The 25,478-nt window shown below is 72.3% G+C and carries 24 protein-coding genes; 14 read left to right on the forward strand and 10 right to left on the reverse strand.

The genetic code is table 11. The features are described 5' to 3' along the window. Positions 1–7: 7 nt before the first annotated feature. From AW271_RS08355 to AW271_RS08375, 5 genes are all read left to right on the forward strand, one after another. Positions 8–2,419 carry a glycoside hydrolase family 3 C-terminal domain-containing protein gene (locus AW271_RS08355; RefSeq protein WP_062334436.1) on the forward strand — a complete coding sequence of 804 codons (2,412 nt, stop codon included), beginning with the start codon at positions 8–10 and terminating at the stop codon, positions 2,417–2,419. A gap of 113 nt (positions 2,420–2,532) precedes the next feature. Then, complete coding sequence (locus AW271_RS08360; protein WP_062334439.1) at positions 2,533–3,420, forward strand: GNAT family N-acetyltransferase; 888 nt, start codon at positions 2,533–2,535, stop codon at positions 3,418–3,420. 100 nt (positions 3,421–3,520) lie between these two features. Next, the gene (locus AW271_RS08365) at positions 3,521–4,858 is read left to right on the forward strand and encodes a DUF1996 domain-containing protein (protein ID WP_062334443.1); all 1,338 of its coding nucleotides are present in this window, start codon (positions 3,521–3,523) and stop codon (positions 4,856–4,858) included. 130 nt (positions 4,859–4,988) lie between these two features. Then, positions 4,989–7,427: a LuxR C-terminal-related transcriptional regulator gene (locus AW271_RS08370; RefSeq protein ID WP_062334446.1), complete on the forward strand. Its 2,439-nt coding sequence runs from the start codon at positions 4,989–4,991 to the stop codon at positions 7,425–7,427. A gap of 35 nt (positions 7,428–7,462) precedes the next feature. Next, a complete protein-coding gene (locus AW271_RS08375) occupies positions 7,463–8,485 on the forward strand; it encodes a hypothetical protein (protein ID WP_062334449.1) in 1,023 nt (340 codons plus the stop codon). Here the strand turns inward: AW271_RS08375 and AW271_RS38310 are convergent. The 4 genes from AW271_RS38310 to AW271_RS08390 all read right to left on the reverse strand — a co-directional run bounded on the left by AW271_RS38310 (position 8,458) and on the right by AW271_RS08390 (position 12,322). Beyond that, positions 8,458–9,141 (reverse strand): lasso peptide biosynthesis B2 protein, encoded by a 684-nt coding sequence (locus tag AW271_RS38310; RefSeq protein ID WP_062334455.1) that lies wholly within the window; start codon positions 9,139–9,141, stop codon positions 8,458–8,460. The genes AW271_RS08375 and AW271_RS38310 overlap by 28 nt on opposite strands. Continuing rightward, entirely contained in the window at positions 9,138–10,877 is a 1,740-nt protein-coding gene (locus AW271_RS08385; RefSeq protein WP_275935755.1) for an asparagine synthase-related protein, read from the reverse strand. Before AW271_RS08385 ends, AW271_RS38310 begins: the two co-directional genes overlap by 4 nt. Before the next feature lie 88 nt (positions 10,878–10,965). Then, positions 10,966–11,109, reverse strand: a complete 144-nt coding sequence (locus AW271_RS42270; RefSeq protein WP_157519762.1) for a hypothetical protein — start codon at positions 11,107–11,109, stop codon at positions 10,966–10,968. A gap of 61 nt (positions 11,110–11,170) precedes the next feature. Beyond that, the gene (locus AW271_RS08390; protein ID WP_157553974.1) at positions 11,171–12,322 is read right to left on the reverse strand and encodes an ROK family transcriptional regulator; all 1,152 of its coding nucleotides are present in this window, start codon (positions 12,320–12,322) and stop codon (positions 11,171–11,173) included. A 281-nt stretch (positions 12,323–12,603) separates the two neighbouring features. Between AW271_RS08390 and AW271_RS08395 the strand changes: the two genes are divergently transcribed. The 8 genes from AW271_RS08395 (at position 12,604) to AW271_RS08430 (ending at position 20,024) form a co-directional block, all read left to right on the forward strand. Next, positions 12,604–14,976, forward strand: coding sequence for an ABC transporter substrate-binding protein (locus AW271_RS08395; RefSeq protein ID WP_062334469.1), 2,373 nt, complete (start codon positions 12,604–12,606; stop codon positions 14,974–14,976). A gap of 101 nt (positions 14,977–15,077) precedes the next feature. Then, positions 15,078–15,839, forward strand: a complete 762-nt coding sequence (locus AW271_RS08400) for a DeoR/GlpR family DNA-binding transcription regulator (RefSeq protein ID WP_062334474.1) — start codon at positions 15,078–15,080, stop codon at positions 15,837–15,839. A gap of 46 nt (positions 15,840–15,885) precedes the next feature. Beyond that, positions 15,886–16,824, forward strand: coding sequence for a 1-phosphofructokinase (pfkB, locus tag AW271_RS08405; protein ID WP_062334478.1), 939 nt, complete (start codon positions 15,886–15,888; stop codon positions 16,822–16,824). Positions 16,825–16,882: 58 nt separating this feature from the next. After that, a complete protein-coding gene (mtlA, locus tag AW271_RS08410; protein ID WP_062334481.1) occupies positions 16,883–17,986 on the forward strand; it encodes a mannitol-specific PTS transporter subunit IIC in 1,104 nt (367 codons plus the stop codon). Between the two features lie 5 nt (positions 17,987–17,991). Continuing rightward, positions 17,992–18,303 carry a PTS sugar transporter subunit IIBC family protein gene (locus tag AW271_RS08415; protein ID WP_062335289.1) on the forward strand — a complete coding sequence of 104 codons (312 nt, stop codon included), beginning with the start codon at positions 17,992–17,994 and terminating at the stop codon, positions 18,301–18,303. Then, a complete protein-coding gene (locus tag AW271_RS08420) occupies positions 18,296–18,733 on the forward strand; it encodes a PTS mannitol transporter subunit IIA (protein WP_062334484.1) in 438 nt (145 codons plus the stop codon). The genes AW271_RS08415 and AW271_RS08420 overlap by 8 nt, the downstream gene beginning before the upstream one ends. Further along, the gene (locus AW271_RS08425) at positions 18,730–19,755 is read left to right on the forward strand and encodes a zinc-dependent dehydrogenase (protein ID WP_062334486.1); all 1,026 of its coding nucleotides are present in this window, start codon (positions 18,730–18,732) and stop codon (positions 19,753–19,755) included. Before AW271_RS08420 ends, AW271_RS08425 begins: the two co-directional genes overlap by 4 nt. Then, entirely contained in the window at positions 19,755–20,024 is a 270-nt protein-coding gene (locus tag AW271_RS08430) for an HPr family phosphocarrier protein (protein ID WP_030454501.1), read from the forward strand. Before AW271_RS08425 ends, AW271_RS08430 begins: the two co-directional genes overlap by 1 nt. Before the next feature lie 65 nt (positions 20,025–20,089). Here the strand turns inward: AW271_RS08430 and AW271_RS08435 are convergent, their stop codons facing one another. The 5 genes from AW271_RS08435 to AW271_RS08455 form a co-directional block, all read right to left on the reverse strand. After that, positions 20,090–21,352: an ATP-binding protein gene (locus tag AW271_RS08435; protein ID WP_245652988.1), complete on the reverse strand. Its 1,263-nt coding sequence runs from the start codon at positions 21,350–21,352 to the stop codon at positions 20,090–20,092. A 252-nt stretch (positions 21,353–21,604) separates the two neighbouring features. Beyond that, on the reverse strand, positions 21,605–22,279 hold the full coding sequence (locus tag AW271_RS08440) for a hypothetical protein (RefSeq protein WP_062334489.1): 675 nt from the start codon (positions 22,277–22,279) through the stop codon (positions 21,605–21,607). Between the two features lie 12 nt (positions 22,280–22,291). Next, complete coding sequence (locus AW271_RS08445; protein ID WP_062334492.1) at positions 22,292–22,501, reverse strand: hypothetical protein; 210 nt, start codon at positions 22,499–22,501, stop codon at positions 22,292–22,294. A gap of 10 nt (positions 22,502–22,511) precedes the next feature. Then, positions 22,512–22,880: an MmcQ/YjbR family DNA-binding protein gene (locus AW271_RS08450; protein WP_083976303.1), complete on the reverse strand. Its 369-nt coding sequence runs from the start codon at positions 22,878–22,880 to the stop codon at positions 22,512–22,514. 31 nt (positions 22,881–22,911) lie between these two features. Further along, the gene (locus tag AW271_RS08455) at positions 22,912–23,322 is read right to left on the reverse strand and encodes a MarR family winged helix-turn-helix transcriptional regulator (protein WP_062334495.1); all 411 of its coding nucleotides are present in this window, start codon (positions 23,320–23,322) and stop codon (positions 22,912–22,914) included. 52 nt (positions 23,323–23,374) lie between these two features. Between AW271_RS08455 and AW271_RS08460 the strand changes: the two genes are divergently transcribed. Next, complete coding sequence (locus tag AW271_RS08460) at positions 23,375–25,123, forward strand: ABC transporter ATP-binding protein (protein ID WP_062335292.1); 1,749 nt, start codon at positions 23,375–23,377, stop codon at positions 25,121–25,123. Here AW271_RS08460 and AW271_RS42815 read toward each other — a convergent pair. After that, positions 25,092–25,220, reverse strand: coding sequence for a hypothetical protein (locus AW271_RS42815; RefSeq protein WP_275935756.1), 129 nt, complete (start codon positions 25,218–25,220; stop codon positions 25,092–25,094). The genes AW271_RS08460 and AW271_RS42815 overlap by 32 nt on opposite strands. Between the last annotated feature and the right edge of the window lie 258 nt (positions 25,221–25,478).

Below are 25,478 nucleotides of genomic sequence, written 5' to 3' on the forward strand. Positions count from 1 at the left end.
GGGATCTGTGGACTACGTCCGGCTGTTGTCCGGGTCGTCGGTATGGCGCACCGCTTCGGAGCCTCTCCTGGGGCTGCCCGAACTCGTCATGTCCGACGGCCCGGTCGGGGTGCGCGGCCCCGGCTGGGACGAGCGGCGCACCTCGCTCGTCCTGCCCTCCCCCACCGCGCTGGCGGCGACCTGGGACGTCGGCCTCGTGCGCGACCTCGGGGCCCTGCTGGGCGCCGAGGCCCGCCGCAAGGGGGTCGACGTCCTGCTGGCCCCCAACCTCAACCTGCACCGCTCCCCGCTCGGGGGCCGCCACTTCGAGTGCTTCTCCGAGGACCCGCTGCTGACCGGGCTGGCCGGGGCCGCCTACATCGCCGGCGTGCAGTCGCGCGGGGTCGCGGCGACGGCCAAGCACTACGTGGGCAACGAGGCCGAGACCGAGCGCATGACCTACGACTCGCTCATCGCCGCCCGCGTGCTGCGGGAGGTCTACCTCGCGCCGTTCGAGGCGGCGGTGGCGGCCGGGGTGTGGGTGGTGATGTCGGCGTACAACCAGGTCAACGGCGCTCCCATGGCGGAGAGCCCGCTGCTGCGCGACCCGCTGAAGGCCGAGTGGGGCTTCGACGGGGTGGTGGTCTCCGACTGGGGCGGCGTCCGGTCGACGGTCGCCTCGGCCCTGTCGGGCCAGGACCTGGCGATGCCGGGGCCGAACGACTTCTGGGGCGACCCGCTGCGCGCGGCCGTCGACGAGGGAACGGTTCCCGAGGAGGTCGTGCACGACAAGGTCGCCCGCCTGCGGCGGCTGGCCACGCGGGTCCGCGTCTTGCCCGAGGCGGCGACCGGGCCGGGATCAGACGCCGGACGCGACGCGCCCTTCCCGGCGGCCCTGCCCGCGATGACGCTGGCCGAGCGGGTGCAGCTCGCCCGGAACGGTCGGCCGGCGCCGGAGATATCCGGATCGGAGCGGGCCGCCGACGGGCCTGCGGGCGATCCCGCCGAACTCGCGCTGCTCCGGCGGGCGGTGGCCGACTCCTGTGTGCTGCTGAAGAACGACGACGGGGTGCTGCCGCTGGGCACACCCCGCATCGCGGTCATCGGCGCGCACGCGGCGCGAACCCGGATCCAGGGCGGCGGGAGCGGCGGCGTCTACCCCTCGGAAGTGGTGTCGATCCTCGACGGGCTGCGCGAGGTCACGCCCGGCCTGACCTATGCGCCCGGGGTCGACCTCCAGGCCGGGCCGACGCCCGTCGACCGCGTGTGGGTGCGCATGCTCGGCGACGACGGCGAGGAGTTGTTCGCCGAGGACCGGCGGACCGGCTGGTTGCCCGAGCCGTCGGTGGTCGAGGGCACCAGGACCGTCGAGGTCAGCTCCTTCCTGCGTCCGGAAATTTCAGGACACTGGCGGTTGTCGATGGCCGGGTGGGGGCGGCTCACCCTGAGCGTCGACGGGCGGCCGGTCCTCGACACGCACGTCCCGTGCGACAGCGACGACCCCGCCACCGTCCACCTGAAACCGCCGTTCCGGCAGGCCGTCGTCTGGCTGGAGGAGGGCGTCGAGGTGCTCGTCACCGGCACCCGGGCGATCGAGCCGCACACCGGCCGGGCGTGCGTGCTGGCCGCCGACCCGCCGCGCCCCGACGACGACGCGGCGATCCAGGCCGCGGTCGACGCGGCGCGGACCGCCGACGTCGCGATCGTCGTCGTCGGCACCACCGAGGAGATCGAGAGCGAGGCGCACGACCGGACCGGCCTCGGCCTCCCCGGCCGCCAGGACGACCTCGTCAAGGCCGTCGCCGCCGCCGCGACGACCGTCGTCGTGGTCAACTCGGGCGGGCCGGTCGCGATGCCGTGGCGCGACGAGGTCGACGCCCTGCTGCTGTGCTGGTTCCCGGGGCAGCAGGGCGGGCACGGCGTCGCCGACGTCCTGTCGGGACGCCGCGAACCGGGCGGGCGGCTGCCGACGACCTGGAGCGACGTCCCGCTGGTGGAGGCCGCGCCGGCGCACGGGCAGGTGATCTACGCCGAGGGGCTGAACGTCGGCCATCGCGGCTGGCTGACCGCCGACCGGTCGCCCGCCTACTGGTTCGGCCACGGGCTCGGCTACACGACGTGGTCCTACGAGGACCTCACGCCGACCGGCGACGGGGTCCGGGTCAGGGTGCGGAACACCGGCGAGCGGCCCGGCCGGGAGGTCGTGCAGGTCTACCTGTCGAAACCGGGGTCGGGCCGGCCGCCGCGCTGGCTGGCCGGGTTCGCCGTCGTGCGGGCCGATCCGGGCGAGGCCGTCGAGGTGGCCGTGGCGCTGCCCAGGAGGGCCTTCCAGCACTGGGAGGCGGGCGGGTGGCGTACCGAGGACGGGGAGTTCGTCGTGCACGCCGGGCGTTCGGTGGTCGACCTGCGGCTCAAATGCGTTGCGTCGCCATCGCCGTGACCGCTATCAATGGGGGCCGGACGAAAGGAGGAATCGCTATGTATGGCAGCGTCACGCCCGATTCCTCCCGACAGGGCGAGGAGTGATCGGGCGACCTCTCACAAAGGAAGCCCATGTTGGAACTCCGGCCCCTGAAGGGCCGTCACGAACTCGACCTCTTCCGCTGTTTCCCCTCGTCGCTCAACGGCGAACTGGAAGCCGACCTGGAGGCGGGCCGCCGCCGCCTCGGCTGGTTGTGGGTGGCGCTCCGCGACGGCGAGCCCGTCGCCCGCGCCGCCTGGTGGGGGCGCGACGCCGCCGAAGCCCCGCTGCTCATGGACGTCTTCGACCTCGCCACCCCGGAAGACGGCCGGGCCCTGCTCGACGCCGCCCTGCGCCACGTGGTCACCGGGACCCCGCCGCAGTTCCTGCGGTTCGTCCCGCCCGACTGGCGCGACCACGACACGACCTGGCTCGACGTCCTGCGGGAGGCGGGCGCGAAACCGCTCGTGGAGCGCCTGCGCCTGGAGTGGCGTCCGGGCACGCCCATCGCCGTCACGAACGTCGAGTTCCGCGAGCCCGCAGGCCGCGCGGAACTGGTCGGCCTGATGACCCGGGTGACCGAGGGCAGCCTCGACGTCCACACCCGAGCCGAGCTGGCCCGGATGACCCCCCGGGAACAGGCCGAGAGCCAGTACGAGCAGGAGCTGGCCCTCTACCGGTCGCCCCGTGAGTGGTGGCGGGTCGCGGTCGTCGGCGGCGAGCCCGCCGGTTTCGTCATCCCGGCCAGGAACGCCTACAACCCGATCATCGCCTACATCGGCGTCGTCCCGGCCCACCGGGGGAAGGGGCTCGTCGGCGAACTGCTCGCCGAGGGCACCCGGATCCTGGCGGGAAACGGCGTTCCCAGGATCCGCGCCAGCACCGACGTCACCAACGTGCCGATGGCCCGTGCCTTCGCCCGCGCGGGCTACGTCACCATCGAGCACCAGGTCGACCTGGTCTGGGAGCAGCCTGTGTGAACTGCGTGTTTCCAACACGGTATTGACAAGGTGAGATGACACGGCCCACTCTCCTTTGGAGAGCGCTCTCCATCACCCCCCTTCTTGCCGAGGAGACGCCGTGCATCCACGAATACGCCTAAGCCTGATCGTCGCCACCATCGTGGCGACGATCACGGCCGGGCTGGCCGTCATCGCGCCCGCGATGGCCGCCGACGCCCTCATCTCCCAGAACCGGCCGGCCACCGCCTCGTCGAACGAGGGCGACGGCTACGCCGCCGGCGCCGCGTTCGACGGCAACACCGGCACCCGCTGGGCCAGCGCCTTCAGCGACCCCCAGTGGATCCAGGTCGACCTGGGCGGCAACGCCACGATCTCCCAGGTGGTCCTCCAGTGGGAGGGCGCCTACGGGAAGTCGTTCAAGATCCAGACCTCCGCCAACGCGGGCGGGCCGTACACGGACGTCTACACCACCACGACCGGCGCGGGCGGCACGCAGACGCTGAACGTCACCGGCTCGGGGCGCTACGTCCGCCTCTACGGCACCCAGCGCGGCACCGGCTATGGCTACTCGATCTGGGAGTTCAAGATCTACGGCACGGGCGGCTCCGGCCAGCAGCCGGTCCCGAGCCCGACGTTCACCGACCCGGTGACCCACCGCGAGTTCCAGGCCAACTGCTCGCTCACCCAGCACCGCCCGGACGACCCCATCGTCTACCCGAACCTGCCGGGCGCGTCTCACATGCACACGTTCGTCGGCAACACCACGACGAACGCGTCCAGCACCTCGGCGTCGCTGCTCAACGGCTCGACGTCGTGCACCAACCCGCATGACAAGTCGGCCTACTGGTTCCCCAGCTTCTACAAGGGCGACCAGCTGATCGCCCCGACCGGCCACCAGGTCATCTACTACAAGTCCGGCATCCACGAGTACTGGCGCGTGGTGCCCTTCCCGCAGGGCCTGCGCTTCGTCGTCGGCAGCCCGACCGCCACGCTCGCCGAGTTCCGCGACTCCCCCGGCCGGGTCGAGGGCTTCGAGTGCGGCAACCTGTCCTTCCAGTGGGACATCCCGGCCAACTGCCCGGCGGGCAGCCAGGTCAACGTGCGTTACCAGGCCCCGAGCTGCTGGGACGGGGTGAACCTCGACAGCGCCAACCACAAGAGCCACATGGCCTACCCGGTCGGCGGCTACTGCCCGTCGTCCCACCCGGTGGCGGTGCCGATGCTCGAATTCAAGATCGCTTTCCCGGCGAGCGGAGACCTGTCGAACGCCAGGTTGTCGAGTGGCCGCGGCTACTCGTGGCACTACGACTTCTTCAACGCCTGGGACAACCCGGCGATCCTGGCCGCGCTGGTCCGCCACTGCATCAACGGCGGCCTCCAGTGCAACCCGCGCGGCTACGACCTCTACAAACCCCACCGAGGGGCGGCGCTGACGGAGAACTTCGAACTTCCGTGACGCGCCGCTGAAGAGCTCCCGGCTCGGCGCGGCCGGGAGCCCGTGAAAGATTCAAAAGCCAAAAGCAGCTTTCTTTACGGCTACCGCCCACACTTGGGCGAAGTCGGCGCGAGCGCGTTGAATAGCCGGAATGCAGGAGGTTTTCGTCGGCCGCGAGGCCGAGCTGACCTGGCTGGCCACCACCCGCGCGCACGTGGTGGGGATCGACGGCGAACCGGGCATCGGCAAGACGGCGCTGGCCCGCCGCTTCACCGCGAGCCAGGACCGGCCGGTCTTCTGGGCCGCCGCCGACGAACACGAGCCGGAACTGGCCTGGGAGGGCCCCGAACCGGTGTTCCGCGACTGCGTCGTGGTGCTCGACGACGCCCACTGGGCCGACCGCGACCAGCTCGGCGCGCTGCGCCTGGCGATCCGGCGGCGTCCCGACGTGCTGGTGCTGGTCGTCGGCGACCTGGAAGCCCTGGGCGACGGCTGGCGCCGCCTGATGACCGAACGTGTCACGCTGTCCGGCCTGACCGCCGGCGACCTGATCCGGCTGGCCGCCCTGTGCGGGCACCCGGAACTGTCGGCGGCCGGGGCGGCCCGCCTGCACGAGCACACCGGCGGCCATCCCCTGCACGCCCGCCACCTGCTCGACGAGCTCGACCCGCACACCCTCGCCTACGGCGCCGGCCCGCTGCCCGCGCCCCGCTCGGTCGTGACGGCCGTCCGCGACCGCCTGCGCAGATGCACGCCGGAGGTCAGAGCCCTGCTGGAGGCCGGTTCGGTGGAGGGGCGGCGCTGGCCCGCCGACTCCGACGCGGCGGTGGCGACCGGCCTGGTCAGGCGGACCGGCAAGGGGCTGGAGTTCACCAGCGCGCTGGTCCGCAGCGTGCTCTACCACGACATCCCCGAGCCCCGCCGCCGCACCCTGCACGCCCGGCACGACTCGCTGCGGCACCGCATCGCCGCCGCCGGCGGCACGCCCGACGAGACGCTGGCCGCCGACATCGCCCGCGAGGCGACCCGGCTGCAGCGCGACTCCCGCACCCAGGAGGCGGCGGTCCTGCTGGCCCAGTCGCTCCCGCTGACCGGCGACCGGGAACTCCGGCTGGCCGCGCTCGAGGCCATGCTGGTGGCCGGCGACCTGGCCCGCACCCTGCCGTTCCGCGGCTGGCTGGCCGCCGACCGCAGCAGGCGGGGCCGCTACGTGCACGGCTACCAGACGCTCCTCATGGGCCAGGTCGCCGAGGCCCGGTCGCTGCTGCTGCGGGCGCTGGACCTGCCGGCCGAGCGGGGCCCGGCCGACCTCGACGCCCGGATCGCCAGCCAGCTCGCCGTCATCGGCGTCGTCACCGTCTCCGACCACGACATGATCACCTTCGGCGCGCGGGCGGTGGCAGGCGCGCGGGAACCCTGGGTGGCCGCCTTCGCCTGGTTCGCCCGCGCTCTGGGCCTGGCCGTCGCCGGGCGCGGCGCGGAGGCGCTGGAGCTGCTGACCTCGGCCGACACCCCCGGCGCGCCCGCCGGGCTCGACGGCCTGGTGGCCCGCGGCATGATCCGCCTGTGGCGGGGCGACCTCGACGGCTCCTGCGCCGACCTGCGGCTGGCCGTCCACCGCGCGGCCGAGGGCGAACCGCTGCGGGTCGGGCAGGCGCTCGGATTCCTCGGCGAGGCGCTCTACCGGCGCGGCGAACTGGCCGAGGCGGTGCTGCACACCGAGCTCGCGGTGGCCGACGCCCAGGACAACGAGCGGGTCTGGGACTACGCCATGCTGCACGCCCAGGCCGCCTACCCGCTGGCCGCGATGGGCGAGTGGGCCCGCGCGGGCGCGCACGCCGAGGAGTCGGCCCGCTGGGCCCGCGCCACCGGCATCCCCGCCGCCCGCGTCTACGCCGCCGCCGCGGCCATCGCCATCGCGCGGGCCCGCGACGACCCGTCGTGGGCGCTGGCCGCGTCGACCGACCTGGCCGGGGTCTATCCGGCCGGTGAACCGGGCACCCACCTGCTCGGCGCGGTCCGGGAGGAGGCCCTCGCCCAGCTGGGCCGGGCGGACGATCTCGGGGACGTCCCGGACTTCCCCGACGGTCTGGGCGCCTCCCGGGCCCGCGGGCTGATCGCGATGGCGCGCGGCGACCACGAACGGGCGCTGGCCTGCTTCGCCGAGGCCCGCGCGCACGCCGCGCCGTTCCCGCTGGAGCGCGCGTTCGTCGACCTCCTCACGGGCCGCTGTCACCTGCTCCGGGGCCGGGCGAAGGCGGGCGAGCGGGCGCTGCGGACGGCGTACCGGGAGTTCGAGCGCATCGGCGCCCGCGCCTACCAGGACCTGACGCGCGCCGCCGCCCGCGACGCGGGCCTGGTGGTCGACGGGCCCGCGCGCCCGTTCGACGACCTCACCCCCGCCGAACGCGCCGTCGCCGGGCTGGCCTGCGACGGCCTGACCAACCGGGAGATCGCCGACCGGCTCGTGGTCAGCGTCAAGACGGTCGAGTTCCATCTCGGGCACGTGTTCCGGCGGCTCGACATCTCCTCGCGGCGGGAGCTGCGCGAGCTGGGGTCGGCGGCCGGAATTCCCGGGGTCGCACCCTGAAGCCCCCGGGCGGCGAGCGCGCCTACCCTCGCGCCATGCCGCTGCGCAAAGCGCTCATCCTGACACTGACGACGGCGCTGGTCCTGACACCGGCGACGGCCGACGCCCACCCCAAGCCGGTCAACGGCTTCGCGAAGTGGGGCCCGTGGAACCAGAAGCTGCCCCGCAACGTGCCGCTGGCCCCGAACTCGCAGGCCATCGTGGACAACATCAAGCTCGACAAGGAGCAGAACTACGGCAGCTGGGCGATCAACACCGACGAGTACTCGGCGCCCATCTACACCGTCGGACGGCACACCCCCCGCAAGCAGTGGCGTTTCTCCGACTGCCTGGGCCTCCCCCACCTGGCCCCGGTCATCGCCGACTCGCTGCGCTCGGTGCCCACCCCCGCCGACCTGATCGTCTCGAAGGGCACCGACGCCTCCGTGGCGATCTACCAGCCCTCCACCGACACCTACTGGGACTTCTGGCGCGCCGAGAAGGACGCCCTGGGCAACTGGTCGGCCTGCTGGGGCGGCAAGATCGAGAACTACTCGCGGAACCCGGGCATCTTCGACAACCCGCTCGGCGCGACCGCGACCGGCCTGCCGTTCGGCGCGTTCACGATCCGCATCGAGGAACTGCGCCGGGGCCGCATCGACCACGCCCTCAACATCGTGACGGTCCGGACCAGGGCGAACTGCAACAGCTGGCCCGCCACCCGCAACGACGGCTTCGTGGAGGGGGCCGACATCCCGTGCGAGGGCCAGCGTTTCCGCCTCGACCCGGCCTTCGACGTCTCGACCCTGACCTCCCCCGCCGCCCGGACCATCGCGCGGGCCATGCAGGAATACGGCCTGATCATGACCGACAAGGGCGGCGCCCTGGTGACGTACGCCGAGGACCCCCGGCCGCACATGGCCCGCAACGGCGGCGTGGACCCGTACTTCGAGCTCTTCGACCCCGACCACCTCGTGGAGCCCGACGGGCCGGAGAAGTACTTCGTGTTGTCGGAGATCCCGGTGGAACGCCTCCAGGCGCTGCCGATGGACTACGGCAAGGGCCGCAGCCGGTGGTAGGACGGCTCGTCGCCGGTGGTGATCCGCTCGCCGCCGGCCTCGATCCAGGCGTGGAAGGTGTACGGGTCGGGCAGCACCCCGAAGCACCAGTCGGCGCGGCGGCCCCGGGAGCCCGCCCACAACACCGTCGCGAGCGAGATCTGCAGGCAGGCCGCCCGGCCGGGGAACCACCCGGCGGCGCGGGAGACGTCGGCGGCCATCCGGCGGGCGGTCGCCGGATCGAGGGCCGGCCGGTTCCGGCCCGCGCGCAGGGCGAGCCGGTGGGCGACCTTGAACGGGAACACCACGAGCACCGCCGCCGCCACCGCCAGGAAGAGGGCCGCCCGGACACCCGGGCGGCCCGGCGGCCCGGCCGCCATCGGCACGTCGACCGGCTGGGCCCGGCCCGCTCGGGGCGGCGCGCCGCCGGGCGCGGCCACCGGCACCAGGCCGACCTGGTGGAGGTCGTCGAGCAGGGCGTCGACGTCGGCGCGCAGCCGCTCGCCCGGGACGGCCGGATAGCGGGAGGCCAGCGCGCTGACCGCGTCGTCGCGGGTGCCGCCCGAGCTCAGCACGCTCCAGGTCACCATGCCGGGCGGGTTCAGCACGTGGCACTCGCCCGTGCGGACGTCGACCAGGACGAGACCCCGCTCGTCGTCGGCCAGTTGGTAGATCATCCGCGCAGCCACACCTCCAGGGCGACCAGCCGCCCGAGCGCGCTCAGGGGGACCGGCGCCCCGGCGTTCAACCGGGTCAGCGTGGTTCTGACGGCGGCCGGGTCGACCACCCCGAGGTCGGCCAGCCGGGAGTCGGCCAGCAGACCGGTGATGCGCCGCCGGGCGGCGCGCGCGCCCGCGTACTCCTCGGCCTGGTAGGCGCCCTTGGTCCGGCGGGCCAGCACCACCTCGGGCACCAGGCCTCTCAGGGCGTCGGCCAACTGCGGCTTGGCCCTCGACGGATCGGGAATCGGTTCCGGACCGTCGAGAGCCGCCCTGACGACCGCGTCGTCGAGATAGGGGGCGTGCACCGGCACCCCGAGGCGGTCGCCGAGCGTGCGGAGGAACCGCTGCGCGTCGGCCGCCGAGCGGAGCGCGGCGAGGGTCGCGTGCCGGGCCGGGGTCACCCCCTCCGGAAGCCTCCGCGCGGTGGCCGGGTCACCCGCGAGGTCGGCGAGGTCCTGTCTGATCCGGGGCGTCAACCATCCGGCGGCCTCACCCGCCACACTCCACCAGCCGATGGCGTCGGCCGGTCCCGAGGCGTCGGCGATCGAGGGCCCGGTCAGCGAGCGGGCCAGCGAGCGGAGCGCCCGGCCGTGAGAGGTGGCGGCCAGGCGGGCCGCCCGCACCGCCAGGTCGAGCGCCGACGCCTGCCGCAACCGGCTCAGCCGGGCACTGTGGCTCGCCCATCTCCCCAGCTCACCCCGCCTGACGAGGGTGGCGAGATAGGAGGGCGGCGGCTGGAACAGCGCGTCCGCGCCTTCCCCGGTGAGATGAACAGCCCTCGCGGGAGCCCTCCGGCGGACCCACTCGAGTCGCAGCGCCGCCCGCCGATGAGCCAGCATGCCGGGCGCCGGCCAGTCGAAGCCCGCCGGCGCCCTCCCACCGGCGGGACCGCCTGGGACGAGCCAATCGCCTCCCATCGCCGCCCTCCCGTCAGGGCCGCCCGGCGCAGGCCAGTCGACTGCCGTCGTCGCCCTTCCATCACCCGGGCCGACCATGGCCGCCCTTCCGTGGGCCCCGGTGTCCGGCGCGTCGAGGATTCCCTGGTAGGGAAGCGTCTCCTCGTCTCCTCTCACCACGCTCAGCCTGATCCGGTCGCTCAGCGCCGCCGCTCGCCGAGCCGCGTCGAGGTCCGCCGCGGGGACCTGGTCGTGGTGGTAGACGACCGCGTCGACCGGCCCCTCGGCGGCGGCGAGGAACGCCAGGGAGGTCGAGTCGATGCCGCCGCTGAAGTCGGCGCTCACCCCCGGCCCCCGCCGGCGCACGGCTTCCACCAGCGCCTCGCGGAGCGGACCCACGGGGCCGTGGTGCGCATTCTCGTATCGGCCGACATCGGTGAAGAAGGAACGGCCCATTGTCAGCGCAAGCACATTCGGGGAGGCGATCTGAATCGCTGCCGAGAGCGGGTCGGGGGTGCGGGAATGGAGCGCGGCCAGGAGGGTCGCGTGATGGGCGATCAGGGTCTCGTGGCCGCGTACCGAGATATGGAAAGGGAATTGACCCGCGCGGTCGGTGTGGAGCTCGACTCCGTCGGCGGTGACCACGACACAGGAATAGGCCCCCGGCAGTTCCCGGACGGGGCCGGTCCGCAGTTCCCGGTCGCTCGCCAGCACGTGGCCGACGAAGACAACCCGCCCCCCGTCGCGGTCGACGGCTCTGAGCAGGCCCGATGGGGGAGATCCGTAGACCCTCACCGCCTCGGCCCCGGGCCGGACCGCTTCCCCGGGGAGCCCTGCGCCACCTTCCAGCCGCCCCCCGACCATCCGGATCAGGATTCCGAAATCACCAGTAATAGTCGGAATTCGCGTCGGCGTTTCCGCTGCTGGAGTTCCCGCCGAATAGATCGGTGACCCGGCCGAGGCGGATGAGGGTGGGCGGTTCATAGTCGGGCTCCGGCGAAGGCAGTTCGGGCCCCTCTGCTGACATGAATGACCACCTGTGCCTGTGAAGTGGGATACGGAAGAGACCAGAGTGACTCTACCGAGAGTCAGCGGAGATGGCCGATGAGCCCGAGAATCAGCGCCCCGTGGGCGGCGGCGTCCGGCTGGGCGAACCGCAGTTCCAGGTGGCGGGTCCACGCGGAGCGGCGGAGTTCCTGTTCGCACTCCGCCGCGACCAGCCGCAGGCCGGGGGCGAGCGGGCCGCCCAGCACGACCGCCTGGGTCTCCAGGGTGGCGGCGCTCTCGCGCAGGGCGCGGGCCAGCCTCTTCGCGGCGGCGGTGAGGGCCCACCGGCAGTCGGGGTCGCCGTCGCGGGCCCGGTCGATCAGGGCGCCGACGGAGGCGGGCGGCTCCTCCCCTCGGGCCCGGAGGCTCACGTACACCCCCTCGAGCACCGCCGGAACACTGATGTAACGTTCCAAACACCCCCTCTTTCCACACCAGCAGTCGAGCCCGCCGGGCTCGACCACCTGGTGCCCCACGCTGCCCGCCCGGCCGAGCGCGCCCCGCACCATGCGCGGCCCGACGACCAGCCCGCCGAGCACGTGCTCGGCGATCTCGACGTAGAGCAGGGTCTCGTACGGATGGTGGTAGGTCTGCTCGTTCAGCGCGCCCAGCCGGGCGTCGGCGTCGACGACCACCTTGACCTCCCCGAAGACCTCGCCGAAGACCTCGCCGAACCGCGCCGAGAGCCGCCGGTGCAGGTCGGGCGCGGCGAACCAGGGCGACGGAGGCGAGGGCGACAGGTCGCGCGGGTCGACCGGCCACGGCACGGCCAGCCCGACCGTCGCCAGGTCGGCGGGTCCCCGCCCGATCGAACCGGCGAGCCCGGCCACCGCGTCGGCGGCGGCGTCGATCCAGGCGGCTCCGTCGCGCAGCCCCTGCCCGAGCGACACGAGCCGCACCTGCTCACGCGGCCAGTGGGGCAACCGGGCGGCCACGGTGACGTGGCGCGCGCCGACCTGAATCCCGACGGCGACCCCGGTCACCGGCCGCAGGGCGACGGCCTCCTTCTTGCCGCCGTGGGCGATGCCGTCGTCGAGCAGCCGCTGCACCGCCGTGCTGACCGACGCGATCGACAGGCCGGTGCGCCTGGCGAGCTCGGTGCGCAGGCCGGAACGGCACATCAGCGCCCTGATGACCTGGAGGACGCTGTCGCTCCTGGCCTCCGGGTCGAGTAGGTCACGTGTCTCGTGCACGGGCACCCCGCCGCCGAATTCGAATTACGAGTCGTGCCGCCTCGATCGTGACACAGCGAATTCACCTCGAAAAGCGATCACACGGTGACATGTCGCCACATCACGGCCTACCTGGGGAGAGGTGGGGCGGTCGCTGGAGGTGACCACTGAAACTTGAAATTCCGTGATATCCATGGCCGAGCCGCCGCGACTCACAGTAGGTTCCCGGTTACGATTCGAGGTCAACCGGGGGAAATGTCATGCAGAATCCTTTTTTGCCGCGTGGCGTCCATCATCTGGCGATGCAGCTCGACGCGGTCATCGCCACCCGGCCGCGCCGGTCCGCCCTGCCCGCCCTGCTGCTCGGCGGACCGGCCGCCGGCGCGATCGTCGCCGGTTACCGCGACCGGCTGGTCGACCCCCGGTTCGCCCGCCGGAACGTCAGCCTCGTCCCCCACGCCTTCCTGACCGACGACGTGGCCGGCGCGCCGGAGCCGCACGTCCGGATCGTGCTCGACCTGGCCGGCCGCCTCGACCAGACGATGCCCCAGGGCAGCGGCGCCCTGCGGCTGCCGCTGCTGCGGACCTGCGAGGCCGTGCTGGGCGCGGCGGCGACCGGCGGCGACCCGTCGGCCCGGCGCAGGGCCCTGCGTGACCGGCTCTACGAGGAGCTGACGCTCCGGCGTCCGTGGCTCGGCCACGCGCAGCGGGCCGCCGCGCACACCGGACAGGGCGTCTCCCTCGCCGCCGTCGCGCAGGCGATCCTGCAGGTGGTCGTGGTGGTGTTCCCCCGCTGGGTGTACGGCCTCTGGTTGTCACGACGGGCGCTGCACTGGGCCGGGGAACTGCTGGAGGCGCCCGACCGCAGGTTCCCGCACGCCGCGCTGGAGCTCACCGAGGGCGGCGGGCTGCGCGGCAACGCGGCGCTGGTCCAGGAGTTGCTGGTGACGGCGCTGCTCCGGGATCTCGACCGGGCCGCGCGGCCGTCGCGGTGGTGGGTGCGCCGGGTGCGGCGGCGCTGGTCGTTCGTCGCGCTGCTCGGCACGGTCGGGGGCGCCGACTCACCGTGCAAGGTCCTCCTCGACACCTACGAGCGGGCCGTGGCCAAGGGGGCGCCCTCGCCGCTGCTGGTGCTGGGGGCGCTCACCGGCGAACCGCCGTCGGTCGCGGTCGCGCTCCCGGCGGCCGACGTCGCGGCGTTCTTCCACCGTCCCGGCGGGCGCGTGTACGCCCTCAAGCTGTCCGAAGAGGCGGACGACGGCGCCGCGCGCCAGTGGTTCGAGACCAACCTCCGGATCCGCCCCCGGGCGGCCGCCAGGGCCGACTACGCGCGGGCGGTGGCCCCGGTGGCCGCGCTGCTGCTGGCGGCGGCCGCAGTGCCCCTCTACGTGTGGGGTCCCGACGGGTGCCGGGCCGTCGAGGGCGGCGAGACCATCGGCGTGACCGACGGCGCGGAGTGCAGCCTGGCCCCGCCCGGCCCCGAGGGCGACCAGTTGAGGGAGCTGGAGCGGCTGGCGGCGGCCCACAACGCCGCGGTCGACCTGAGCGAGCCCCACCGGACCATGGTCTTCTTCGCCCCTCTCACGGTGCGGGACGGTTCGGGCAACACCACGCTGAACGGGATCCAGAGCCTGCGCGGGGTGCTCGTCGCATTAGCCGAGGTCAACGCGAGTCCCGGCGTGAACCACATGCGCCAGCGCCTCCTCGTCGCCAACCCGGGCGACGCGTTCGCCCACGGGACCGAGGTCGCCCGGATGATCGTCGAGCGGGCGGCCCGCGACCGGGTCTCGGCCGTGGTGGGCATCACCCAGAGTCGCCCGGCCGCGCTGGCGGCCGTGACGGCGCTCAGCGACGGCAAGATCCCGGTGATCGGCAGCTCCGTCACGGGCAGCGCGATGGTGGAGGGCCCGGACGCGCCCGCCCGCTACCTCCAGGTGTCGCCGTCGAACGCCCAGGTCGCCGAGGTGATGACCGAGTTCGTCCGGGGCCGGGGCGCCACCTCGGTGGTCCTCGTGGTCCATCCCGACGACGAGGTCTTCAGCGTCGACCTGGCCGACAAGCTGGCGGCCCGCTTCACGCCGGCCCGCACGGTCCGCGTCGACTACTCGGAGTTCGGCCAGGACCACACCGCCGACGACGCGGCCCGGCAGATCTGCGCCAAGGCCGGTTTCGTCGTGTACGCGGGCCGTTCGGCCCGGTTGGCCGAGCTGCTCAACGCCATGCGCGGCCGGTCGGGCTGCGCCCGCGGCGACGGCGGCCGCATCGGCTTCCTGGCCGAGGCCCTGCCGAGCGAGTACCTCGACGACCCGGCCAAGCTCACCACGGGCTATCCCTTCGCGGAGTTCTCCCACGTCTCGTTCTCGCCCGACGTGCGCGGGCCCCGGCCGCACCACTTCGTCCGGAGCTTCCCGGCCTACTTCACCGGCCGGGGCCTGCCCGCGCACGTCCCGAACAGCGACGCGGCGGGCGCCTACGACGCGGTGATCGTGGCCGCCAAGGCCACCGACGGCGCGTTCGCCGACGAGGCCCCCGACGAGGACTTCCCCGCCAACGCCGTCTACGGCCGCCTCATGGAGCCGGGCGTGCGGGACGTCAACGGCGCGACCGGCGCCATCACGCTGAACCGCGAGCACCGCTATCCGGTCGGCCGGACCCTGTACGTCCTCGGCGTCTGAGGCGTTTCGCTTGGTTTCGTATTGGTTTCAGCTCTTGACCGTCCAGGTAAAACGGGTGTAATCACAGATAAAACAACACACCCAAGGACGAAACCAACATCATGTACGCCGAGGAGCGACAGCAGGAGATCCTGCGCCGGGCCCGCGCCGCCGGTCGGGTCGACGTGGTGACCCTGGCCGAGGAGTTCGCCGTCACCACCGAGACCGTGCGCCGTGACCTGACCGTCCTCGAGAAGGCCGGGGTGCTGCGGCGGGTGCACGGCGGGGCCATCCCCGTCGAGCGGCTCGGCTTCGAGCCCGCGCTGGCGGCCCGCGACGAGGTCATGACGTCCGAGAAGGAACGCATCGCCAAGGCCGCCCTCGCCGAGCTGCCGCAGGACGGCGCGATCATCATCGACGCCGGGTCGACGACCCGGCGGCTGGCCCAGGAGCTGCCCGCCGACCGCGAGCTGACGGTCATCGTGAACTCCCCGCCGCTGGCCACGATCCTGGCCGCGCGGGCCAACCTGAACGTCATCATGCTCGGCGGCCGGGTGCGCGGCCGGACCCTCGCCACCGTCGACGACTGGGCGCTGCGGCCGCTGGCCGACATCCACGTCGACGTGGCGTTCATGGGCACCAACGGCATCTCCGTGGCCAAGGGCCTGACCACGCCCGACCCGGCCGAGGCCGCGATCAAGCGGGCGATGATCGCCTCGGCTCAGCGCAGCGTGCTGCTGGCCGACCACACCAAGTTCAGCGACACCTTCCTGGCCCGCTTCGCCACCCTGGCCGAGATCGACGTCGTGATCACCGACACCGTCCTGGACCCCCAGGTGGCCGCCGACCTGGCCCTGCACGGCCCGGAGGTGGTCCGCGCATGACTCCCCCGCTCGACCCCGCGCCGCACGAACCCGAGGTGACGCGCGCATGATCCTCACGCTGACCCTCAACCCCAGCCTCGACCGCACCGTCGACATCCCCTCGCTGGCGCGCGGTGAGGTCATCCGGGCCGCCGCCGCCCACCTCGACCCCGGCGGCAAGGGCGTCAACGTCTCCCGCGCGCTGCTCGCCAACCACGTGCGCTCGTGCGCCGTCGTCCCCTACGGCGGCGAGGAGGGCCGGCGGCTCATCGAGCTGCTCGACCTCGAGGGCATCGACATGATCATGGTCCCGGTCGCCGGGACCACCCGGTCCAACATCACCCTCGCCGAGCCCGACGGCACCGTCACCAAGGTCAACGAGCCCGGCGCCACGCTCAGCGCGCGCGAGCTGGAGGAGATCGCCACCGCCGTCCTGGGCGCCGCGCACAGCGCGGACTGGGTGGTCGCCTCGGGCAGCCTGCCGCCCCAGGTCCCCTCCGACGTGTACGCCACCCTCTGCCGCCGCTTCCGCCAGGCCGGCATCAACGTGGCCGTCGACACCAGCGGCCCGGCCCTGCTGGCCGCGGTGCAGGCCGGGCCCCGGCTGATCAAGCCCAACCGCGAGGAACTCGCCGAGGCCACCGGCTCCCCCATCGACACGGTCGGCGACGCCCTGGAGGCCGCCGCGAAACTGCGCGCGATGGGGGCGGAGACCGTACTGGCGAGCCTCGGACGTGACGGCGCCCTGCTGGTCGACGACGGAACCGTGTGGCACGGCGAGTGCGCGGCGGAGGAGCCGCGCAGTTCCGTCGGGGCCGGCGACGCCTTACTGGCCGGGTTCCTCGCCGCCGGAGCGCGCGGGAAGGCGGCCCTCGTCGAGGGGCTGGCCTGGGCGACCGCGGCGGTGCAGCTGCCGGGCAGCCGCATGCCGGGGCCCGGCGACATCAGACGTGACCGGGTGACCGTCAGCGAACCCGATCCGACGAGGCCGCTTTCGGGGGGCTGATCGCGGCCTGAAAACTCCCCCCTTTCCACCCCCCGAGCTCCCCGGAAAGGAGCAAAGAATGACCACCGACTACACCCCGCCCGTCCAGGGCACCGGGATAAAGGCCACGATCCAGAGGTTCGGCGGCTACCTGGCCGGGATGATCATGCCGAACATCGGCGCGTTCATCGCGTGGGGCCTGATCACCGCCCTGTTCATCCCGACCGGCTGGATCCCGAACGAGATGTTCGCGGCCCTGGTCGGACCGATGATCACGGTGCTGCTGCCGGTCCTGATCGGCTACACCGGCGGGCGCATGGTCCACGGCCAGCGCGGCGCCGTGGTCGGCGCGGTCGCCACGATGGGCGTCGTGGTCGGCGCCGAGGTGCCGATGTTCCTCGGCGCGATGATCGTCGGACCGCTGGCCGCGTTCCTGCTGAAGCTGTTCGACGACGCGGTCAAGGACCGCATCAAGGCCGGCTTCGAGATGCTCGTCGACAACTTCTCGGCGGGCATCATCGGCGGCGCGGTCGCGCTGCTGGGCGTGTGGGGCATCGGCCCGATCATCGAGGCCGTCACCAAGGTCGCCGGCGACGCCGCCGGCTGGCTGGTCGACAACAGGGTGCTGCCGCTGGCCTCGATCATCATCGAGCCCGCCAAGGTGCTGTTCCTGAACAACGCGATCAACCACGGCGTGCTCACCCCGCTCGGCGCCGCCGACGTGGCCGCGGCCGGCAAGTCGATCCTGTTCATGCTGGAGACCAACCCCGGCCCGGGGCTGGGCCTGCTGCTGGCGTACTTCTTCTTCGGCCCGCGCGCCCTGCGGCCGAGCGCCCCGGCGGCCATCATCATCCACTTCCTGGGCGGCATCCACGAGATCTACTTCCCGTACGTCCTGATGAAGCCCCGCCTGATCCTCGCCATGATCGCCGGTGGCGCCTCCGGCATCCTCGTGTTCATCGCGACGGGATCGGGCCTGGTGGCCTCCCCGGCCCCGGGAAGCATCTTCGCCTATCTGGCCGTTACCCCGGCGGGCGGCTACTTCGGCGTGCTCGCGGGCATCCTGGTCGCCACCGGCGTCACCTTCGTGGTCGCCTCGGCCCTTCTCGGCTTCGGGCGGGGCGAGAAGGAGGCCCCGGCGGAGGAGACCGAGCAGCCCACCACCACTCCCCAGGAGGCGTGATCCCCATGGCCGGCATCGACAGCACGGCAGTCAAGAAGATCGTCATCGCCTGCGACGCGGGGATGGGCAGCAGCGTGATGCTGGCCTCCACGCTCCGCAAGCAGCTCAAGGGCAACGGCGTCGAGGTCGTCCACTCACCGGTCGACCAGATCCCGGCCGACGCGAACGTCGTCGTCACGCACGCGGGCCTCGCGGCCCGCGCCCGAAAGTCGACGCCCGAGGGCGCGGTGCTCATCCCGTTCCAGGTGTTCATCGGCGACCCGGCGGTGACCAAGCTGGTGAACGCCATCAAGAACGGCGGCGTGGTCGGTGGCTGACATCCCGCTCGACCCGGCCGCCATCAAACTCGACTGCGTGGCCGCCGATCGCGACGACGCGATCCGCCAGTGCGGCGAGACGCTCGTGGCGGTCGGGGCGGCGGCGGAGCCGTACATCGCGGCGATGCTCGAACGCGAGCGCACGCTCTCGACCTACGTGGGCGAGGGCGTCGCGATCCCACACGGCACGCTGCAGGCCAAGGAGGTCGTGCACCGCGACGCGGTGTGCGTGCTGCGTTTCCCCGGCGGCGTCGACTGGGACGGCGAACAGGTCAAGCTGTGCGTCGGCATCGCCGCCAAGGGCGACGGCCACGTCCGCCTGCTGGCCGAACTGGCCGAAATACTCATGGACCCCGACGCCGCCGAGGCTCTGCGCGAGACGGCCGACGAGGCGGAGGTCCGAAGGCTTCTCATGGAGGGAACAGAATGAAGGTCGCGCGTTTCCACGCGCCCGGCGACATCCGGGTCGAAGACGCCCCGGAGCCGGTGGCGGGTCCGGGCGAACTGCTGATCCGGGTGCGCAACTGCTCCACCTGCGGCACCGACGCCAAGATCCTGAAGTTCGGGCACCACCACATCCGGCCTCCGCGCGTCATGGGCCACGAGATCGCCGGTGAGGTCGTGACCGGGACCGGCGCGTTCGAGCCCGGCGACCGGGTGCAGGTGATCGCGGCGATCCCGTGCGGGACCTGCGGCGAGTGCACGCGGGGCCGGATGACCGTCTGCCCGAACCAGGAGTCGATGGGCTACCACTACGACGGCGGCTTCGCCGAGTACATGGTCGTGCCCGCGAAGGTCCTGGCCGTCGACGGCGTCAACCGCATCCCCGCCGGGGTCGGCTTCGCCGAGGCGTCGGTCGCCGAACCGCTGGCCTGCGTGCTGAACGGCCAGGAACTCGCCCGCGTCGGCCCCGGCGACGACGTGGTCGTGATCGGCTCGGGCCCGATCGGCTGCCTGCACGTCCGCCTGGCCCGCGCCCGGGGAGCCCGGCGGGTGATCCTCGCCGACCTGAACCCCGACCGCCTGGAGATGGCGGCCGTCCTGGTCAACCCCGACGCCGCCCTGCACGGCGACGACGTGACCGAGGCGGTCCTGAAGCTGACCGAGGGCCGCGGGGCCGACGTGGTCATCACCGCGGCGGCCTCGGGCGTGGCCCAGGAACAGGCCCTCGGCATGGTCGCCCGCCAGGGCCGGATCAGTTTCTTCGGCGGCCTGCCGAAGGACAACCCGATCATCCGCCTCGACTCGAACCTCGTCCACTACCGCGAACTGACCATCGTCGGCGCGAACGGTTCGAGCCCCGCCCACAACAAGCAGGCCCTGGAACTCATCGCGACGGGCGCGGTCCCGGTCGCCGACCTGATCACCCACCGCCTGCCGCTCACCGACGTCCTGGAGGGCATCGACATCGTCATGCGCGGCGAGGCCATCAAAGTCACCGTGGAGCCGTGATGCCAGAGAGAACAGTGACCGTGGCCTCCTCGACGGGCCTGCACGCCCGCCCGGCCAAACTATTCGTCCAGGCCGCGGCCGGCACGGGCGTACCGGTGAAGATCCGCGTCGGCGAGGGGAAGGCGGTGCGGGCCGACAGCATGCTCGCGGTCCTGTCCCTGGGCGCGACCCACGGAACCGAGGTGACCCTGTCGGCGGAGGGCGAGGGTGCGGAAGCCGCCCTGACGACGCTGGCGGAACTGCTGGAACGCGACCTCGACGCGGAGTAGGACGACGGGGACGGCCGGGCACCCATTCGGGGGGCGCCCGGCCGTCTTCCGCATTGTCTCGCCGATCAGGGTGAGGTTTCCCAGAGACAAGACATCGGCAGGGCCTTCATGCCGTCGCCGAAGGGGAGCACGTCTCTGCCCGCGTACATCACGAACCCGGCCAGGAACCGGTCACCCGCCTTCCTGGAGAGGCTGCGGAGACCCCGGAAATCCTCCGCCCGCACCGTCTCCGCCGCCTTGACCTCGATGCCGACGATCTCGCCGGAGGCCCGTTCGAGGACGCCGTCGACCTCGACGCCGTCGCGGTCGCGGTAGTGGTGGAGCCGGACGGGCTCCTCGCTCCAGGTCAGCTGGCGGGCCAGTTCTCCGAGGACGAAGTTCTCCATGAGAGGCCCGACGGGCGCGGTGACGTCGGTGACCCTCGACGGCGTCAGGCCGGCCAGACGGGCGCCCAGCCCGGAGTCGACGACGAGCAGCTTCGGCACGGCCACCGCCCTGGTGGTGGCGTTCGACGACCAGGCCGGGATCCGCCGGACGAGATAGACCAGGTCGAGCAGGTCGACGTAGCGCTTGACCGTGCTTCGCGGGAGCCCCAGGTCGCGGGCGATGTTGTCGAGCACGAGCAGGCCGCCCATACGCCCGCACATGACGTTGAGCAGGCGCCGCATGTCGAGCGGCCGCTCGATGTCGGAGATCTGCTTCACGTCGCGGGTGATGAGGTCGGAGACGTAGGACTCCAGGAACCGGGCCCGCCGGCGGTGATTCGGCCGGTGGACGGCCTCCGGATATCCGCCGCGCATCGCCCGGTCGAGGTAGTCGGCCCGGCGCAACGACGACGACGCGAAGGCGGTCTCGGCCCCGGAGCGGAAGACCACGTCGACGAATCCGTCAGGGCGGCCGTCGATCTCTCCCTGCGAGAGCGGCCACAACTCGATGGTCTCCGACCTGCCGGGCAGCGCGTCGGGCAGGTCGTGCAGTCCCGACAACCGGGCGGAACCCGTGAGGAGGAACCGGCCGGGGCGCGGATCGGCGTCGACCTCACGTTTGATCGACAGCAGGAGATCAGGCACCCGCTGGACCTCGTCGATGACCAGCAACCCGTCATGGTGGACGAGCCCGTCGGGATCCTGACGCGCGGCCGCCCGGACGGCGGCCTGATCGAGATAGATCTCCCGCGAGCCCGGAGTACGCCGGGCGACCGAGCGGGCGAGAGTGCTCTTGCCGACCTGCCGCGCCCCGTTGATCACCACGACCCGGGTGTCGGCCATGGCCTCCCACACCATCGCTTCGGCCCGCCGCGGATAGAGGGCCAGTCCATCGGTGTCCACACAGCCGATGATAAGGCCGAACGCCCGCCTCATGGCGGATGTGCCGAGGACCTCATGGTCACTCTGCCGGAAACCGAGTGGCCATTCTGCCGCTGATGGTGTGGTCGATCTGCCGCACTTTCCATGGTGGATCTGCCGCATGGTCCGTAGTCGGCGTGCCGAACCTCCAATGGTGGATCTGCCGCGTGATGCATGATGGCGGCGGAACGGCGGATCCGACCACCGGCGGGAGCTGCGCGCTCTCTGCCGGCGCTAGGTCGTCGCGCGCTGGGAGATGAGCTGGTCGAGGTTCCAGATCGTGATCTCGTATTGGTCGACCGCGCCCTCCCACATCGCGACGACCGCCTCGTTCAGCGTCTGCGGGCAATAGGCCAGATCGTCGGAGGCGGTGTCGGAGAACGCCTCCAGGTGCGCCAGCACCGCCCGCTCGTCGGGCTCCTCCGACGGAGGGATGAGGCTCTGGGGCGAGTCGCCGACGGCAGTGGCGGCCCTGAGCGCGCCGAGCAGGGTGCCGTCGGAGGCGATGCGCGCCTGCCACAACTGCCAGCCGGGCTCGCCGGGGTGCCCGTCGAGCAGCGCGGCCAGGTCGGACCCGCGCACGATCCCCGGCTTGGCGAACACCGACACCGATGCGACCTGGCCGTCGGCGAAGTCGCCGGGGTCGACCTCGAACAGCGAGCCGCTCGCGTCGAACACCAGGTCGGCGTAGCCGTCGAGCAGGATCAGCACCTGCGGGAAAGCAACCGTCTCCTGCCCGGACAGCGCCTCCCGGCGCACCCACCCGGGGTCACGGTCGAGGCCGGTCTCGTAGAGCCAGTTGCCGCCGTAGAACGCCCCGTAGGTCGCGGTGGCGTCGTGGTCGGCGAGCGGCCGGCCGAGCAGCTGCCCGAAGGCGTGCGTCAGCGCGGATTCCCAGGCGGAGGGCACAGTCAGAGGTTCCTATTCGTCGTCGCGGAGGCGGTCGTCAATGTGGGAGAGCACATGCCGGGAGCAGGCCGCCCACTTTCGGCCCGCCCGGTCGATCACCGTGTAGGCGGGCGGCCCAGGACACGGGGTCACGCCGTCGCCGCCCCAGGTGCACTGGCGGCGACTGGCCGCGCCGGCGGAGAAATCCTCCGGCCGCCAGCGCCGGATGTCGAACGTCGCCACGGCGGGCCTTTCAGGTCGAGGGGTAGAGCTGCGGCCACAACACGATCTCATGGCTGTCGACCAGGGACTTCGGGGCCGTCATGCACCACGCCTCGGTCACCAGTTCGAACAGCTCGTCGGCCTCGATCCGGTCGAGGTGGACCACCACCCACCCGGTCGACTCGGTCGTGAACTGCACCTCGAAGACGTCGGGACGCTCCCCCACCAGGGCCGCCTGCTCTTCGACGGTCGTCTTCAGGCCGACCGTCTGGGTGCGTTCCCACAGGTAGGCGAAGCCCTTGCCGCGCACCTTCAGCGACACCCAGTCGCCGCCGAAGCCCTGCTTCACCTCGGGCAGATGGTCAAGCATCTTCAGGAACTCGTCCACGCTCACCGCCATGCCCTAGGGCTACCAGACCCCACCGACATTTTCAGCCGTCGAGCAGACGCAGCAGGTCGGACAACTGCCGGCGCTGTTCGTCCGAAAGAACCGAGAAGACCTCCGCCGCGGCCTCCCTGCGGGCCACCCGCGCCCGTTCGTGGACGGCCAGCCCGGCGGGGGTGACGGAGACGAGGGTGGAGCGCCGGTTGGTGGGGTCGACGGTCCGGGCGACGAGGCCGGACGTCTCCAGGGCGTCCACGACCGAGGTCAGGGAACGGGGGACGATGCCGAGCAGTTCGGCGAGGCGGGCCATGCGCAGCGGCTCGCCGGCGGAGACCAGAGCGCGCAGGGCGCGCGACTGGCCCGGGTTGACGCCCAGGGGTTCGAGGCGTTCGCGGTAGCCCCGCCGGATGCGGTGGTCGACCCGGTGGACCAGCTCGAACAGTTCTCCGTCGGACAACGCACTCGCCTCAAGGAATGAATGTGAGCTAACCTCCGTTTGAGTGTACATCATGGACAATGAACCCCGAGCGCCCTTGCGGCGCGTCATCCGCCTTTTCAGGCCCTACCGCCGCAGGCTGGGCGCGGTCGGGGCGCTGATCGTGTTGTCGTCGGTGGTGTCGCTGGCCTCGCCGTTCCTGCTGCGGGAGATCCTCGACGTCGCCCTGCCCAACCGCGACGCGCGGCTGCTGTCGATGCTGGCCCTCGGCATGATCGTGATCGCCGTGACGACCAGCGTCCTCGACGTGCTGCAGACGTTCATCTCGACGACGGTCGGCCAGCGGGTCATGCACGACCTGCGCAAGTCGGTCTACAACCACCTCCAGCGCATGTCGCTGGCCTTCTTCACCCGGACCAAGACCGGTGAGGTCCAGTCGCGCATCGCCAACGACATCGGGGCCATGCAGGCCGTGGTGACGACCACGGCGACCTCGTTCATCTCCTACCTGACCTCGGTGATCGCCACGGTCGTGGCCATGGTGGCGCTCGACTGGCGGCTGACGCTGATCTCCCTCGGGCTGCTGCCGGTGTTCGTGTGGATCAGCCGGAAGGTCGGCAAGGAGCGGCGGCGGATCACCACGCAGCGCCAGGTCAAGATGGCGTCGATGGCCTCGATGGTGCAGGAGTCGCTGTCGATCAGCGGCATCCTGCTGGGGCGCACGATGGGGCGTACCGGGACCCTCACCGAGCGGTTCGCCGCGTCCTCCGACGACCTCGCCGAACTGGAGGTCCGGTCGTCGATGGCGGGGCGGTGGCGGCAGTCGTCGATCCAGATCGTGATGGCGGCCATGCCGGCGGTCGTCTACTGGGCCGTCGGGTGGACGGGCGCGGTCTCGGTCGGCACGCTGGTGGCGTTCACCACCCTGCAGACCTCGATGTTCCGGCCGTCGGTGCAGCTGCTCGCGCTCGGGGTCGAGGTGCAGAGCTCGATGTCGCTGTTCGGGCGGATCTTCGAGTACCTCGACCTGAAGGTCGACATCCATCCCGGCGAGCGCGTGCTCGACCGGGTCAAGGGCGACGTGCGGTTCGAGCACGTCGACTTCTCCTACGGCGCGGGCCCCACCCTCACCGGCGTCGACGTCGCGGTGCCGCCCGGCAGCCGCCTCGCCATCGTGGGCGAGACCGGGTCGGGCAAGACCACCCTCAGCTACCTGCTCCCCCGCCTCTACGACGTCACCGGCGGCCGGGTCACCATCGACGGCGTCGACGTGCGGGACCTGACCTTCGAGTCGCTCGCCGAGACGGTCGGCGTGGTCTCCCAGGAGACCTACCTCTTCCACGCCTCGGTGGCCGACAACCTGCGCTTCGCCAAGCCCGACGCGACCGACGAGGAACTGCACGCGGCGGCGCGGGCGGCCCGCATCCACGACCACCTCATCTCGCTGCCCGAGGGCTACGACACCCTCGTCGGCGAGCGCGGCTACCGCTTCTCCGGCGGCGAGAAGCAGCGCCTGGCCATCGCCCGGACCTTGCTCCGCAACCCCCCGGTGCTGATCCTCGACGAGGCCACCAGCTCCCTCGACACCCAGACCGAGCACGCCGTCCAGGAGGCTCTGGACGAACTGGCCGAAGGCCGCACCACCCTGACGATCGCCCACCGGTTGTCCACGGTCCGCGACGCCGACCAGATCATCGTCCTGGACGCCGGCCGCATCGTCGAACGCGGCACCCACGACGAACTGCTCGCCCTGGGCGGCCACTACGCGACACTGGTCAACCGCGACGAACTCACCCTGACAACGACTGAAGCGGCAGGCTGACGACCAGACAGGCGAGGCCGGCCAGCGGCACCGCCGCCGGCAGCGTCAGCCCGATCTCCCGCACCGAACGGGCCAGGAACGGCACGAGCAGGAACACCGCCAGGCACGCCCACGCCTGGGGGCGTATCCCAGCACGAACGCGTAGTGGGCGCGCTCCATCCCGAAGACCCCCGCCGGCGCGGCGAAGCCGCCGACCCGCCGCCACCACAACCCCGCGACAGGTTGGTCAGCACCCCGAAGACGAGCCCGGCCCCCAGGGCGAGCGTCGTCGTCTGCCAGATCCGCATCGTGTCCCCGTCGCTCACCAGGCCGGAACGGTAGCCCGGACATCTGCTCATTCGCCCCGCAAAATGGG

This window comes from Herbidospora sakaeratensis, assembly GCF_001570525.1.
GTDB lineage: Bacteria > Actinomycetota > Actinomycetes > Streptosporangiales > Streptosporangiaceae > Herbidospora > Herbidospora sakaeratensis.